This is a genomic window from Bradyrhizobium sp. CCBAU 25338, assembly GCF_028128965.1.
In the GTDB taxonomy this organism is placed as follows: Bacteria; Pseudomonadota; Alphaproteobacteria; order Rhizobiales; family Xanthobacteraceae; genus Bradyrhizobium; species Bradyrhizobium liaoningense.
This window is the reverse complement of the sequence record NZ_LFKY01000041.1, coordinates 180,624-194,038: the sequence shown is the minus strand read 5'-3', so window position 1 is coordinate 194,038 and position 13,415 is coordinate 180,624. Positions and strand designations below refer to the sequence as shown.

Sequence of the window (13,415 nt, the reverse complement as noted above, 5' to 3'; positions counted from 1 at the left end):
ATACCGAAAATGATACGCTATGACATCAATCCGGCGGGAAAGTGGGATGCGATGACCGATCAGAGGGGCCAGAGTGAGTTGCGGGTTGCTATTGTAGGGCTGGGCTCGATCGGCACCAAGATCGCGACCGCGCTCGACCACGGCATCGAAGGTCTGGCGCTGTCCGCCGTCGCTGTGCGCGATCCCGCCAAGCACCAGGCCTTCCTCGACGGCTTGCGTCGTCCGCCGCAGGTTTTGCCCCTCGACCAGCTCGGCGATGCCGCTGATATCGTGGTCGAGTGCGCGCCGAGCAGTCAGCTGCGCGCGATCGTCGAGCCCGCGGTGAAGCGCGGCAAGGCCGCGGTCGTCGTCAGCGTCGGCGGGTTGCTCGACAATTTCGATCTCGTCGATCTCGCCCGCGCCAATGGCGGCCGCATCCTCGTGCCGACCGGCGCGCTGATCGGGCTCGATGCCGTGAACGCCGCCGCGGTCGGCACCATCCATTCGGTGAAGATGGTGACACGCAAGCCGATCGACGGGCTGAAGGGCGCGCCGTTCATCGTCAAGAATGACATCGACATCGACAATCTGCGCGAGCCGCTGAAGCTGTTCGAGGGCACGGCGCGCGAGGCCGCGAAGGGCTTTCCGGCCAATCTCAACGTCGCGGTTGCGCTGTCGCTCGCGGGCGTCGGGCCCGACCGCACGATGGTGCAGATCTGGGCCGACCCGACCGTGACGCGCAACGTTCACCGCATCGAGGTCGAGGCGGATTCGGCACGGTTTTCGATGTCGATCGAGAACATCCCGTCCGATAATCCCAAGACGGGGCTGATCACGGCGCTCTCGGTGATCGCGCTGCTGCGCAAGCAGCGCGCCACGCTCTGCGTCGGGACGTGAGCATCAAGCGCCCGTCACGCGCCAGATCACGTTGCCGACGTCGTCGGCCATCAGCAGCGACTTGTCCGGGCCGATCGCGACGCCGACCGGGCGGCCATAGGATTCCTTCTCGTCCGGCGCGAGGAAGCCCGACAGGATGTCGCGCGCGGGACCGGACGGGCGGCCGTTCTCGAACGGGATGAACACGACCTTGTAGCCGGACAGCTTGCTGCGGTTCCACGAGCCGTGCTGGCCGATCACCATCCCGTCTCCGAAGCCGGGCAGGGTACCCGCGGGCATCCAGCACAGGCCGAGCGAAGCCGTGTGGCCGCCGAGCGCATAGTCCGGCTGAAGCGCCTTGGCGACCATCGCCGGATCCTGCGGCACGCGGTCGTCCACCGTCTTGCCCCAGTAGCAATAGGGCCAGCCGTAGAAGCCGCCGTCGCGCACCGAGGTGAGATAATCGGGCGGCGTCTCGTCGCCGAGGCCGTCGCGCTCGTTGACGACGGTCCAGAGCACATTCGTGTTCGGCTCCCATGCCAATCCAACCGGGTTGCGCAGGCCGGCACCAAAAATCCGATGCGTGCCGGCGACGAGGTCGAGCTCGTAGACCGCGGCGCGGCCTTCCTCGACCTCCATGCCCATCTCGGCGATGTTGCTGAGCGAGCCGACGCCGGCATAGAGCTTCTTGCCGTCGGGGCTTGCCAGGAGACTGCGCGTCCAGTGTCCGCCCGGCTTGAACGTCGTGAGCCGCTTGCCCGGGGCGGTGATGCGGTCGGCGTTCGCGACGTAGGGAAAAGCCATCACGCCGTCGGTGTTGCCGACATAGAAGGTGTCGCCGACCAGCGCCATGCCGAAAGGCTGGCTGAGGTTCTCCATGAACGCGCCGCGATATTCGGCGACGCCGTCGCCGTCCTTGTCGCGCAAGAGCGTGATGCGGTTGGCGGAAACGCCGAGCGCTGCGGCACGCCGCATCGTCGCCTGCATCGCATAATGGAACACGGAGCGCGGGGGACCTGCGATCTGCGTTGCCTCAGCGATCAGCACATCGCCATTGGGCAGCACCTCGATCCAGCGCGGATGGTCGAGGCCGGTCGCGAACGCATTGACCTTGAGCCCGGGCGCGACCGTCGGCTTCTGCCCCTCGCGCCAGCCGCGTGCGGTCGGCATCTTCAAGGTCGGGAGCGCGCCTTGCGGCTTCGCCTCGGGAATGGCCGGCCTCTCGCCCCAGGCCGGTGCGGGCTCCGTGCCCGACAGTTTTCGCCATTGCAGCGCGATGCCGCCGATGAACGCGACGAACTGCGCGAAGATGCTGGAAAACGTCATGAGAAGCCCCTGTGTGCGCCGCATCCAACTGGCTGGCGGGGCAGACGTCAACCTGTGCGGCGGGCCGCGCGGGCCTATTCCCATGGAATGGCAGCCGATCGAATTTGCATGGGACGGACGCGGCGTTTGCGCCTGTGATCAGCGGCCGATCTGTCGCTCCAGCCGTCGTGCCGCGCGAAAATCATCCAGGTGATGGATGTTCGGCGCCAGCGCGGCTTCCCTGGACAAGAGATGATACACCCGCGCGACCGTGCGCTGCTTCTGCTTGGTCCGCCCGGGCGGCAGCGCCCGCGCCTTGCGGAGGGCGGCAATCGCATGCGCGCGGAAATAATCGTAGGCGTCCGACATGGCTCGATGCTCTGCGTGCAATGCAGGTGTCGAGAGGTAACGGACGAGCGTGGGGGCGGTTCCTTGGCGCATCGGTCCGTGCCCCGGACGCAGCGCAGCGTTGCACGCTGCAGCGCGTCCGGGACACGAGAGTGAGGCGAGCTGCTATGCCTTCAGCGCGGCGACAGGAACGGAATGATCATCGGAACGCGGCGGCAATAGGCGCCGTAGGCGTCCTCGCCGAGCTCCTTGGAGAGGAACACCTCTTCCATCCGGCCCTTCTGCCACATGCCGAGCGAGATCAGGATGGCGCCGAGAATCGCTGTCACCGTGCCGACCGCGATGCCGGTCGCCAGCATGCCGGCGATCAGGCCGGTGTAGATCGGGTGGCGCACGATGCCGTACGGCCCGGTGTCGATGACGCGATGGTCTTCCTTGTGAGTGATGGTGTTCGACCAGAATTTTCCGAGATGCAGCCGGCCCCACCACGTGAAGGAGATTCCGGCGAGCACGATCAGCGCCGTAATGTAGACGGCCGTATTGCTGAACACCCAGAGCGGCTTTTCGTTCAGCACTTCCGCGGTCCACGGCGTGAACAGGATGCCGCCGACCAGGATCGGAATGCGATAGCGCCCGGACTCCAGCGTCATCACCTGCTTTTGCGTGCGCCCCTGCCAGAACGAGGCGCCGACCCAGCTGGCGAGCCAGGCGAGCCAGATCAGGGCGAGCAGTTGCGTCGGCCAGGTCGTGGTCCAACCACCCCAGGCGACAGAGAGAAGCTTGCTGAAATCGAAGGACATGAAGGTTCTTTGCGTTGGGCGGAGCGATCAGCTCGCGCGCGAGGAGAGCGCGTGATGCTTGATGGCGCCGGAGGGCTGCTGCCCGTTGCGGGCGAGCAGATGGGTGATGGTTTCGCGCAAGACCGGCTCGATCGGACGCGGCGAATAGCCGAGCTCGGTGCGCGCCTTGCCGATCGAGAGGTCGCTCGCGGCGAGCGCGATGCGCACGCCCTCGGCGGTGCCGTTGGGCGGCCGGCGCGTGACGTGATCGGCGATGTATTCGAGCATGATCGCGGAGAGCTCGGCGATCTTTCCGGGCACGACGACCGGAAACTGCCGGCGGCCGCTCATCGCCGACATCATCCGCAGGATGCGACCGAGCGGAACGCAATCGCCGCCGAGAATGTAGCGCTGGCCGAGGCGGCCGCGTTCCATGGTCAGCACGAGGCCCATGGCGACGTCGCGGACGTCGACCAGGTTGACCAGGAAGTCGAGATGCGGCTGCACCTTCTTCTGGAGGAAGTACCACAGCATCGCGGTCGGCGGCGTCAGATTGTGGTCGGCAGCGCCGATCGGCATGGTCGGCGTGCCGATCACGAGCGGGAAGCCCGCAGCCGCCGCCTTTGCGGCATGATGCTCGGCGAGCGACTTCGATCGCGTATAGGCGCCGGGCATCGCGTCGGCCGGTTGCAGCGCCTCTTCGGCGGGAACGCCTTTGAGGTCGGAATAGGGGAACAGGATCGACTCGGTCGAGCAGTGCAGGAAGCGCGAGACACCGCGCTTCATGGCAGCCGCGAGCACGATCTCGGTGCCGCGGCAATTCACGTCGTGAAAGTCCTGCTTGTTGGCGACCCACATGCCGGGCAGGCCGGCGAGGTGATAGACCTGATCGACACCGGCGATCGCAGCATCGACCGCGGCGCCGTCCAGCACCGAGCCGTGGACGTGTTCAACGTCGGCATTCGCCGCGGCCGGCACCCGGACATCGAGAACACGGACCCGCTGCCCGCGGGCGCGGAGCGCTTCGACGAGATGATGTCCGATGAAGCCACTGCCACCGGTAACCAGGACGAGAGCCATGCAGAAGGTTGCTGTTTCGCTTTTGGAGTTATCGGGTCGAAAGGGAATTGGTCGGAAGAGGCGCCAGAATCGCGGCAAGGTCGCGACGGAAGCCCAAGGCAATGAACAATTTTGCCATCACGAACATCGGTCCAAGCAAAAGATGCGAAGGAAAAGTGAACAACGAGGCCTCGCGGCCCTCAAAAACCTTGTGGCCGATGGTCTGCGCGGCGAGGCCGAGCACCACCAGCGTGGCGAAAATTGCCCACATGGCCGCAGTGCTGACTTGCGCTGCGGTCGTTGTCGCAACCGAAAATAGTACGACGGAGACGGCCAGAATGCCGAGCCCGAGCGCCATGTCGAGCAGCAGCCAATAGATCAATACCGGCAAAGCCAGGATCACGGCCAGGCTGACGTTGAAACCGAGCAGCGGAAGCTTGACCAGCGTCAGCGGCAGCACGGCGCCGGTGAACAGCAACAAAATGCCGACCACATGCATCGCCGTGTTCCGGGGATCGCGATGGTACTCGACGTAAACGGCAAGTTGGCGCTGAAAGAAGCCACCCATTTCGGTCTCATGCTGCATGGGGTCAGGAAGGGCGAACAGAGGCTATAGCACCGGACCCGGCGGTGCACAAACCGGCGCTTTTGTCGCGCCAAGCCGTGCCGGCGCGCCCCGGACAGGCTGCAAAACGCCAGCGCTTCAAAGGGTTCCGCTCGCCGCGGAACCGCGTTCGCTCAGCGCTTCTTGGCGGGTTTTTTCGCCGCAGGCGCAGGGGCCGCGGCCGGACGCGGCTCCTCCGGCAGCTTGGCATAGGTCAGGATCTGCAACTGCCCGTTGACGGCCGAGGTCGGCTTCGCCCGGTCGAGAAATTGCTCCTCGCCGAGGCCGATCGGATGCAGCCGCTTGGTCGAGATCTTGAACGTGTTCACCAGCACGTCGCGGATCGCGTCTGCCCGCCGCTGGCTCAGGATCGCGTTGGCCTCGCGCGTCTTCGAATTGGATTCGACGTGGCCGACGATCAGGAACGTGTAGGGCAGCAGCGAGGCATGAACCAGCGCATCCGCGATCCGGCCGACGGTCTGATAGGACGCCGGCTGGATGATCGGCGTGTCGGCGTCGAACTGGATCTGCGCATTGAAGGCCGGCAGCTTGGCGAGATCAGGCGCGATCAGCGGCCGGTTCACGGGTCCCGGATCGTTCTTGATCCTGGTCTTGGCGCGCTCCATCACCTGCTGCTTCAGCGCGGGCAGATCGACCTCGGCGGCCTCTTCGAAATGGTTCAGCTTGTCGACGATGTCGTCGCGGGTCGGCGCTGCCGTTTGCGCGCCGGCAGTGCCCGCGAGCAAAGCGAGCCCCAGCGCAACGATCGTTCCGGCAGTGAAGAGCCCCTCCGCGCGCATCAGCGATACCCCGCGTCGTCGACGGCCTTCAGGCAGTTGTTGCTGATGCCCTTGGGCGTCGAGACCAGGCAGGGGACCGACTTGCTGGTCTCCTTGGTCGAGCCGCCGCAGACCTTGACGATCTCGCGCTGGCACGCGTTCGCCACCGTGACGCGCGCGGCGACGCGCTTCTGGATGGCGTCGAACACGCCGAAATAGTCGCTCGCGCATTGCGGGGACAGCACGTCGCGGTTGCGCGACAGGCACTCCTTCAGCCGGTTCGAATCCGGATTGACGCCGCGGCAATTGGCGACGATTTCCGCGCCGCAGCTTGCCGCCAGCTTTCCGATCGAATCGCCAAAGCTCATGGTCTCCGCCGCCGCAAGCGACGGCATCCCCAATGCAAGCACGATCAATGTGATGGAGCCCCGGAACATGGGTTTATCTGATACGGGGAAGTTCGCGATGGTCAAGGGCTGTTCGGCGGAGAACCGTCGAACGCCCGGGGAGTGCGGCGAACAGTCCTCACTCCGAGGCATCGAGGGGCGGCCATTCGATCAGGACAGCCGTGTGTTTCCCGAGATCGTCGGCAAAATCAGGATCGGCCTTGAGCTCGTCCAACGTCCGCGGCGGGGGAAGCTGGCGGCCGTCCGCGGCCAGCTCCTGCGCAAAGAATGCGAGCGCCTCGGGCGCATTCTCCAGCGCCTCGTCGAGATCGTCGCCGCCGGAAATGCAGCCGGGCAGGTCGGGAAACCACAGGCTGACAGCCTCCGGATCGGCGTCCTCGATGATGGCAACGTACTGAGCCATACCGGGCCTCACGCCCGCTGCACGAAGCTGTCCACGACCTTCTTCTCGCCGGCCTTGTCGAAGGCGATGGTGAGCTTGTTGCCGTCGATCTTGGTGACGCGGCCGTAGCCGAATTTCTGGTGGAAGACGCGGTCTTCGAGCGAGAATTCCGAGGTCGTGCCGGTCGATTTGGCGACCAGCTCGCCTTCGATCGTCAAGGGCCCGCGCCGGCGCGAGGAGAAGCTGCCGAAATCGGGGCCGGATGACGAGGAGGTCGAGAACGTGGTGGCCTCCTCCTCGAAGCCGCCCCGGCCGCCGCCGCTGCGGCCGCCGCCGCGGTTGCGGTTGGCTTGGGCGCGCTGCCAGCCCGGCGTCGAATAGCTGGAGCCGAACGCCTCCATGTCGTCGAAGCGCGAGGCGCCGTAGCCGCCGGTGCCGCCCCAGGCCGAGCCGCCCTTGGATTCCGTGATCTCGACATTGGCCGCCGGCAATTCGTCGAGGAAGCGCGATGGGATCGTGGTCGACCAGGTGCCGTGGATCCGCCGGTTGGTCGCAAAATAGATCTTTGCGCGGCGGCGCGCGCGGGTGAGGCCGACATGGCCGAGCCTGCGCTCCTCCTCGAGGCCGGCGCGGCCCTGTTCGTCCAGCGTGCGCTGGCTCGGGAACAGGCCTTCCTCCCAGCCCGGCAGGAATACGTTGTCGAATTCGAGGCCCTTGGCCGAATGCAGCGTCATCAGCGACACCGCGTCGTCCTCGGCGCCGCCCTCGCGGTCCATCACCAGCGAGATGTGCTCCAGGAACCCTTGCAGATTCTCGAACTCCTCCATCGAGCGCACCAGCTCTTTCAGGTTCTCCAGCCGGCCCGCCGCGTCCGCCGAGCGGTCCTTCTGCCACATCTCGGTGTAGCCGCTCTCGTCAAGCACGATCTGGGCGAGGTCGGTATGCGCGGTGACCTCGCGCTGGGCGCGCCAGCGGTCGAACTGGGCGACGAGGTCGCGCAGCGACCCGCGCGCCTTCGGCTTCAGCTCGTCGGTCTCGACCACCGCGCGCGCGGCCTCGAACAGGGGAATGCGGCGCTTGCGGGCGTGGTCGTGCAGCATCTGCACGGTGGCATCGCCGAGGCCGCGCTTGGGCGTATTGACGATGCGCTCGAAGGCGAGGTCGTCGGCCGGTGAGTTGATGACGCGCAAATAGGCCAGCGCGTCGCGGATTTCGGCGCGCTCGTAGAAGCGCGGGCCGCCGATGACGCGATAGGGCAGGCCGAGCGTGACGAAGCGGTCTTCGAACTCGCGCATCTGGTAGGAGGCGCGCACCAGGATCGCGATCTCGTTGAGCTTCTCGCCCTGGCGCTGGAGCTGCTCGATCTCCTCGCCGATGCCGCGGGCTTCCTCTTCGGAATCCCAGGAGCCCGTCACCGTGACCTTCTCGCCGTCCTGATCCTCGGTGCGCAGCGTCTTGCCGAGCCGGCCTTCATTGTGTGCGATCAAATGCGAGGCGGCGGCGAGGATGTGGCCGGTCGAGCGATAGTTGCGCTCGAGGCGGATCACCTTGGCTCCGGGGAAATCGTGCTCGAAACGCAGGATGTTGTCGACCTCGGCACCGCGCCAGCCATAGATCGACTGGTCGTCGTCGCCGACGCAGCAGATGTTTTTCAGCCTCGCAGCGGCTGGCGCCAATGCTTGCGCCGCTAGGGCCGCGTCCCTGCTGGGGTCATCGATCGCGTCCGGAGCGGCCGCAACCGGCAGCGCTGGCTGCGAAGGCGCCTGCGACAGCAGCCGCAGCCAAAGATATTGCGCGACGTTGGTGTCCTGGTATTCGTCGACCAGGATGTATTTGAAGCGCTGCTGGTACTGCCTGAGGATATCAGGGTGCTCGCGGAAGATCCGGATGTTCTCCAGCAGCAAATCGCCGAAATCGGCCGCGTTCAGGATCTTCAGCCGTTCCTGGTAGCTCGCATAGAGCTTGCCGCCCTTGCCGTTGGCGAAGACGGCGGCCTCGCCCGAGGGCACTTGCGACGGCATCAGGCCGCGGTTTTTCCAGCCGTCGATCAGGCCGGCCAGCATCCGTGCCGGCCAGCGCTTGTCGTCGATGTTCTCGGCCTGCAGCAGCTGCTTGAGCAGCCGGACCTGGTCGTCGACGTCGAGCACGGTGAAGTTCGACTTGAGCTGCGCCAGTTCGGCATGGAAACGCAGGATGCGGCCGCCGATGGAGTGGAAGGTGCCGAGCCACGGCATGCCCTCGACGGCATGGCCGAGCATCTGGCCGAGCCGATGCTTCATCTCGCGCGCGGCCTTGTTGGTGAAGGTCACCGACAGGATCTCGGCGGGGCGGGCGCGGCCCTGGCTCAGGATGTGGGCGATGCGCGTGGTCAGGACGCGCGTCTTGCCGGTGCCAGCGCCGGCCAGCACGAGAACCGGGCCGTCCAGTGTCTCCACGGCCTCGCGCTGCTCGGGATTGAGCCCGGAGAGGTATTTCGGGCCCACCGAGGCGCGCGCACGCGCGGCGATGCCGCCGGCTGCGGGCTGGTGGTCGGGGACATTCTGGGACGTGATCTTGCTCGGCTCGGTCATGCGAATCATTGGCCCCACGATGGCACCGCGGGGTGGTGGAAGGGAGCCTTCTTAACAGGGATTGAAGCCCATATGGGGCGCCGGGGACAGGTTTTCCACGTGCGCGGCAGGCCGATTTGTTCCAGCGCCAGCCGCGAATTTCGCCCCCGCATGGGCCGGAACCATCGTTCCCGCGTCGAGATTGTCTGGACAGGTGGCGCGGCCAGCCGCGTCGACGCAGACAACATCAAGACGAGGGTTTGACCATGCTAGGCTGGGTTGTGACGTTTCTGGTTATTGCACTGATCGCCGGCATCCTGGGCTTCGGCGGCATCGCCGGCGCTTCGATCGAGATCGCCAAGATCATCTTCTTCATCGCGGTCGTCCTGTTCCTGGTCTCGGCCGTGGTCGGCCTGGCGCGCGGCCGCAACAGGATATAGCGGCGTGTCCACCACTCCCCCGCGGGGAGAGGGTGAACCAGCAAGCGGCGGATGCAGCTTGAGCTGCTACCGTTTCGAGGGCATCGCCACACTGCGGCCGATGCCCTCAGGCCGCGGCACGGCGCCGTGGGCCTTTGTGATCCCAGCGATACGTTCGCGGATGTCTGGCGGAAACGGCGCGACGCGCCGCGCATTCATGTCCATGTGCAGCGACATGTTCTCGGACGTGGCCGACAGCCAGCCCTCGGTTGCGTGCCGCATCTCCTCGAACGTGTGCAGCCGCTTGTCGTCGGCCTCCAGCAGCCAGACGAAGATCTGCACGGGATCGCCGAAGTGGATCTCGCGCAGGTACCGGACGTGGCATTCGGCCGTGAAGGTCGAGCCGCCTCGCTCCTTCATGTAAGTCGGTCCGATCCCGAGCTCGCTCCAGAGCTGGTCGATCGCGCGGTCGAACATCACGTTGTAATAGGCCATGTTGAGATGGCCGTTATAGTCGATCCATTGCGGCTCGATCTGCATGATCGAGGCGCGGAACGGCTCGGCTTTGGGCGCTGAGGCGGTGGTCTCCGGCATGTTTCCTTCCAACGATGCGTCCGGTCGCTTGACTTGACCGGTTTTATGTCCTTTGCCACGGTTCTTCTTTCGGGAGGAATTCCGTGGGTACGACCATCACCAATAATCTGCCGCGGCCGGAGCCGAAAGCCCTCGCGAGCACGCTGGAGCAGCTTGCCGCACGCTTCGGCAACCGCCTCATCACCTCGCAGGCCGTGCGCGAGCAGCACGGCCATACCACCACATGGATCCCCAACCAGCCGCCGGACGGCGTGGTGATGGCGCAGGAGACGGCCGACATCCAGGACGTGGTGCGGATCTGCGCGAAAAACCGCGTGCCGGTCATTGCCTTCGGCACCGGCACCTCGCTCGAGGGCCAGGTCAACGCGCCCGCGGGCGGCATCTCGATCGACCTGCGCGACATGAACAAGGTGCTCGCGGTGCATGCCGAAGACCTCGACTGCGTGATCCAGCCCGGCGTCACCCGCAAGGCGCTGAACGAGCATCTGCGCGACCAGGGCCTGTTCTTCCCGATCGATCCCGGCGCGGATGCTTCGCTCGGCGGCATGGCCTCGACCCGCGCCTCCGGCACCAACGCGGTGCGCTACGGCACCATGCGCGACAGCGTGCTGGCGCTGAAGGTGGTGCGCGGCGACGGCGAGATCATCACGACCGGCACGCGGGCCAAGAAATCCTCGGCCGGCTACGACCTCACGCATCTGTTCGTCGGTGCCGAGGGCACGCTCGGCATCATCTCGGAATTGACCATTCGCCTGCGCGGCATCCCCGAGACGATCGCGGCGGGCGCGGTCTCGTTCGAGACCGTGCACGGGGCCTGTCAGGCCGTGATCCTGGCGATCCAGACAGGCATTCCCGTCGCGCGCATCGAGCTGCTCAATGCCGCGCAGGTGAAGGCCTGCAATGCCTATTCGAAGCTGACGCTGCCGGAGACGCCCCTGCTGCTGATGGAATTCCACGGCAGCGAGATCGAGGTCGGCGAGCAGTCCAAGGCGTTCGGCGAAATCGGAAGGGAGTGCGGCGGCGGCGATTTTTCCTGGACCACCAAGCCGGAGGACCGCACCAAGCTGTGGCAGGCGCGGCACGACGCCTATTGGTCGGTGAAGGCGCTGCGGCCCGGCGACAGCATCGGCGTGGTCGCGACCGACGTCTGCGTGCCGATTTCACGGCTCGCCGATTGCGTCAGCGAGACCGAGGAGGATCTCAAGCGCCTCAACCTGCTGTCGCCGATCGTCGGCCATGTCGGCGACGGAAATTTCCACTGCTCGCTGGTCTGCGACACCAACGACGCCGACGAGATGGCACGCGGCGAGGAGTTCATGCATCGCCTGGTCGAGCGCGCGCAGGCGATGGACGGCACCTGCACCGGCGAGCACGGCATCGGCCAGGGCAAGCAGAAATATCTCAAGGCCGAGCTCGGCCCCGAGGCGCTCGATGCGATGCGGGCGTTGAAGAAGGCGCTCGATCCGCTGAACATCTTCAACCCCGGCAAGATCGTGCCGGAGGCTTGAGGCCTGCGCAGTCAGCGACAGGGAGCTTTCGGCAATCCCGCCGCTCAGATATTGTCGCGTGCAATCCAGGCAGGCCGGGTTCGCGAGGCCATGCAGCGCGACTACCCGTCGCTATTGCAGTAGATGCCAGCTGCCGCATGCGGGGCGCGTCATGGCCGGGCTTGTCCTGGCTTGTCCCGGCCATCCACGCCTTGTTAGACGGCGCAGAGAACGTGGATGCCCGGGACAAAGCCCAGGCATGACGACCTCGTGTAGATGCTCAAGTCCGATTACCTCAGTAGGACCGGCTCAGTATCTGCGGTAGTCGCCGCGATAATGGTCTCCGCCGCGGCTGCCCATTCCCATGCCGAGGCCGATACCAACACCGACGCCGATGCCTTGCATGACAGCCTCGGGCGGCGGGCCGCGATCCGGCGGCGGCGCGCGCTCGTAGACGACTTGGTCGGACGGCGGTCGTCGCTTGGGCGGCGTCTCGACCACCTTGCGCTTCGGCGGGGTGTCGACGCGCTTCTTGATGACGGGCGCGACGCTCGGATTGACCGGCGTCGACGGCGTCGAGCACGGGCAGGTCGGCGCCATCGCGACGGCGACCGGGGCAGGCGTCGCAGCGGCGGCCACGGGCAAGGCGTAGTTGCGGTTCTGGACGCGGAGCAGCAGCCTGCGCGCGGTTGCCGCGAGATCGCTGTTGTCCCAGTTCTGCAGATAAGCCTCGAACGAGGCGCGTGTGTTGATCGCGGTCGCGCGCTCCCAGGCCAGCATCTGCCGCCGCCGCTCGAGCACGGTGCGTAGGCGCGGCGTGCGGGCGTCCTGTGCGTAGAGTTCGATATAGGCCTGATAAGCGGGCACCGTGTCCTCGGTGATCACGAGTTCATAGGCGACCGGGGCCGGCTTGCCCTGCAGTTCCTTGCGCCAGTCCTCGAGGCTGCGCGTGGCACTCGCAAGCGCCATTGAAGCTGCGCCTGGAAGGGCGGACGTCTGGACGCTGCTCTCGCCGAAGAACCTGAAGTCGGTCGTCAGCGACGAGCTCTCCCAGGGGATCTGCCGGCCGTCGGTCGATTGCGCCACGGCGACGCGGATGCGCTTGAAGACCTCCTCGATCGGCAGATTGGGCTGCTTGGCGATGGTCAGCGCAGCCGCGGTGTAGGGGCTGTCGATGCCGTTGCCGTCCTCGGCTTCGGCGCCGGGCGAGGTCGAATAGGAGATGAAGGAGCCGGGCGCGCCGGCCTTGGTGTCGACGATCGCAAGGCCGTGGCCGGCGCCGCTGAGCGCGGGGAACGGATTGTTGCGGCAGGCATCGAGCATGAAGATGCGCGCCCGCGTCGGCAGCGCGCCGAGCGTGTTGAGCAGGTCGTTCAGCCGCACGCCCTGGAGCGGAATGTCGGCCTCGCGCTTGGGATCGAGATCAACTGGCACCAGATAATTCTCGCCGTCGATCTGCAGGCCATGGCCGGCATAGAACACCAGTGCGACGGTATCGGCGCCGCTGGCACTGACCCTGCCGGCGAAATCCGAGATCGCCGCGCGCATCTCGTTCTGCGAAAGGTTGGCCGCGGTGGTGACGGTGAAGCCGGCATTGCCGAGCAGCTCCATCATGCCTTTGGCATCGTTGGCGGCGTTGGGCAGCTCCGGCACGGCGCGATAGGCGGATTGGCCGATCACCAGCGCAAGCCGCGTTTCGGCGGCGGCGCCGGTCGGCGTCATCAATTGCGTGAGCGCAAGAAGCCCGGATGCAAGCAGAAGATTGGAAAAGGTCGGACGGCGCATGGTGTCACCTCCATCGGCAATACGCGCGATGATGTCACTTTTTCTACGTCTGCGCCATGAGGC

Annotated in this window: 14 protein-coding genes; 3 read left to right on the top strand and 11 right to left on the bottom strand. The window is 66.1% G+C overall.

Going from position 1 to position 13,415, the window contains the following annotated elements:
* Positions 1-51 precede the first annotated feature (51 nt).
* Complete coding sequence (locus ACM42_RS27915; protein WP_271530867.1) at positions 52-876, top strand: aspartate dehydrogenase; 825 nt, start codon at positions 52-54, stop codon at positions 874-876.
* 3 nt (positions 877-879) lie between these two features.
* Here ACM42_RS27915 and ACM42_RS27910 read toward each other — a convergent pair whose 3' ends face one another.
* The 9 genes from ACM42_RS27910 to ACM42_RS27870 form a co-directional block, all read right to left on the bottom strand.
* Positions 880-2,181, bottom strand: coding sequence for a PQQ-dependent sugar dehydrogenase (locus ACM42_RS27910; RefSeq protein ID WP_271530866.1), 1,302 nt, complete (start codon positions 2,179-2,181; stop codon positions 880-882).
* Between the two features lie 138 nt (positions 2,182-2,319).
* Positions 2,320-2,529 carry a hypothetical protein gene (locus ACM42_RS27905; RefSeq protein ID WP_028178309.1) on the bottom strand — a complete coding sequence of 70 codons (210 nt, stop codon included), beginning with the start codon at positions 2,527-2,529 and terminating at the stop codon, positions 2,320-2,322.
* A 152-nt stretch (positions 2,530-2,681) separates the two neighbouring features.
* Positions 2,682-3,308 (bottom strand): methyltransferase family protein, encoded by a 627-nt coding sequence (locus ACM42_RS27900; RefSeq protein ID WP_028178310.1) that lies wholly within the window; start codon positions 3,306-3,308, stop codon positions 2,682-2,684.
* Between the two features lie 27 nt (positions 3,309-3,335).
* Positions 3,336-4,367 (bottom strand): NAD-dependent epimerase/dehydratase family protein, encoded by a 1,032-nt coding sequence (locus ACM42_RS27895; protein ID WP_271530865.1) that lies wholly within the window; start codon positions 4,365-4,367, stop codon positions 3,336-3,338.
* 28 nt (positions 4,368-4,395) lie between these two features.
* On the bottom strand, positions 4,396-4,932 hold the full coding sequence (locus ACM42_RS27890; protein ID WP_271530864.1) for an Mpo1 family 2-hydroxy fatty acid dioxygenase: 537 nt from the start codon (positions 4,930-4,932) through the stop codon (positions 4,396-4,398).
* A 152-nt stretch (positions 4,933-5,084) separates the two neighbouring features.
* On the bottom strand, positions 5,085-5,750 hold the full coding sequence (locus ACM42_RS27885; protein WP_271530863.1) for an OmpA family protein: 666 nt from the start codon (positions 5,748-5,750) through the stop codon (positions 5,085-5,087).
* The gene (locus ACM42_RS27880) at positions 5,750-6,166 is read right to left on the bottom strand and encodes a hypothetical protein (RefSeq protein WP_028178314.1); all 417 of its coding nucleotides are present in this window, start codon (positions 6,164-6,166) and stop codon (positions 5,750-5,752) included. The genes ACM42_RS27885 and ACM42_RS27880 overlap by 1 nt, the downstream gene beginning before the upstream one ends.
* Before the next feature lie 88 nt (positions 6,167-6,254).
* Positions 6,255-6,539 (bottom strand): type II toxin-antitoxin system HicB family antitoxin, encoded by a 285-nt coding sequence (locus ACM42_RS27875; RefSeq protein ID WP_271530861.1) that lies wholly within the window; start codon positions 6,537-6,539, stop codon positions 6,255-6,257.
* 8 nt (positions 6,540-6,547) lie between these two features.
* Positions 6,548-9,097, bottom strand: coding sequence for an ATP-dependent helicase (locus tag ACM42_RS27870; protein WP_028178316.1), 2,550 nt, complete (start codon positions 9,095-9,097; stop codon positions 6,548-6,550).
* 236 nt (positions 9,098-9,333) lie between these two features.
* Between ACM42_RS27870 and ACM42_RS27865 the strand changes: the two genes are divergently transcribed.
* Positions 9,334-9,507 carry a DUF1328 domain-containing protein gene (locus ACM42_RS27865; protein ID WP_008556598.1) on the top strand — a complete coding sequence of 58 codons (174 nt, stop codon included), beginning with the start codon at positions 9,334-9,336 and terminating at the stop codon, positions 9,505-9,507.
* Between the two features lie 66 nt (positions 9,508-9,573).
* On the opposite strand, the gene ACM42_RS27860 is transcribed toward ACM42_RS27865, so the two are convergent.
* Positions 9,574-10,080: a thioesterase family protein gene (locus tag ACM42_RS27860; RefSeq protein WP_271530859.1), complete on the bottom strand. Its 507-nt coding sequence runs from the start codon at positions 10,078-10,080 to the stop codon at positions 9,574-9,576.
* 83 nt (positions 10,081-10,163) lie between these two features.
* Between ACM42_RS27860 and ACM42_RS27855 the strand changes: the two genes are divergently transcribed.
* Positions 10,164-11,588, top strand: coding sequence for an FAD-binding oxidoreductase (locus ACM42_RS27855; RefSeq protein WP_271530858.1), 1,425 nt, complete (start codon positions 10,164-10,166; stop codon positions 11,586-11,588).
* A gap of 288 nt (positions 11,589-11,876) precedes the next feature.
* On the opposite strand, the gene ACM42_RS27850 is transcribed toward ACM42_RS27855, so the two are convergent.
* A complete protein-coding gene (locus ACM42_RS27850) occupies positions 11,877-13,352 on the bottom strand; it encodes a caspase family protein (protein WP_271530856.1) in 1,476 nt (491 codons plus the stop codon).
* Positions 13,353-13,415 lie beyond the last annotated feature (63 nt).

Coding starts and splice junctions, on each gene's coding strand:
- ACM42_RS27915 (WP_271530867.1), top strand. CDS start 52: ATGACCGATCAGAGGGGCCAGAGTGAGTTGCGGGTTGCTATTGTAGGG.
- ACM42_RS27910 (WP_271530866.1), bottom strand. CDS start 2,181: ATGACGTTTTCCAGCATCTTCGCGCAGTTCGTCGCGTTCATCGGCGGC.
- ACM42_RS27905 (WP_028178309.1), bottom strand. CDS start 2,529: ATGTCGGACGCCTACGATTATTTCCGCGCGCATGCGATTGCCGCCCTC.
- ACM42_RS27900 (WP_028178310.1), bottom strand. CDS start 3,308: ATGTCCTTCGATTTCAGCAAGCTTCTCTCTGTCGCCTGGGGTGGTTGG.
- ACM42_RS27895 (WP_271530865.1), bottom strand. CDS start 4,367: ATGGCTCTCGTCCTGGTTACCGGTGGCAGTGGCTTCATCGGACATCAT.
- ACM42_RS27890 (WP_271530864.1), bottom strand. CDS start 4,932: ATGCAGCATGAGACCGAAATGGGTGGCTTCTTTCAGCGCCAACTTGCC.
- ACM42_RS27885 (WP_271530863.1), bottom strand. CDS start 5,750: ATGCGCGCGGAGGGGCTCTTCACTGCCGGAACGATCGTTGCGCTGGGG.
- ACM42_RS27880 (WP_028178314.1), bottom strand. CDS start 6,166: ATGTTCCGGGGCTCCATCACATTGATCGTGCTTGCATTGGGGATGCCG.
- ACM42_RS27875 (WP_271530861.1), bottom strand. CDS start 6,539: ATGGCTCAGTACGTTGCCATCATCGAGGACGCCGATCCGGAGGCTGTC.
- ACM42_RS27870 (WP_028178316.1), bottom strand. CDS start 9,097: ATGATTCGCATGACCGAGCCGAGCAAGATCACGTCCCAGAATGTCCCC.
- ACM42_RS27865 (WP_008556598.1), top strand. CDS start 9,334: ATGCTAGGCTGGGTTGTGACGTTTCTGGTTATTGCACTGATCGCCGGC.
- ACM42_RS27860 (WP_271530859.1), bottom strand. CDS start 10,080: ATGCCGGAGACCACCGCCTCAGCGCCCAAAGCCGAGCCGTTCCGCGCC.
- ACM42_RS27850 (WP_271530856.1), bottom strand. CDS start 13,352: ATGCGCCGTCCGACCTTTTCCAATCTTCTGCTTGCATCCGGGCTTCTT.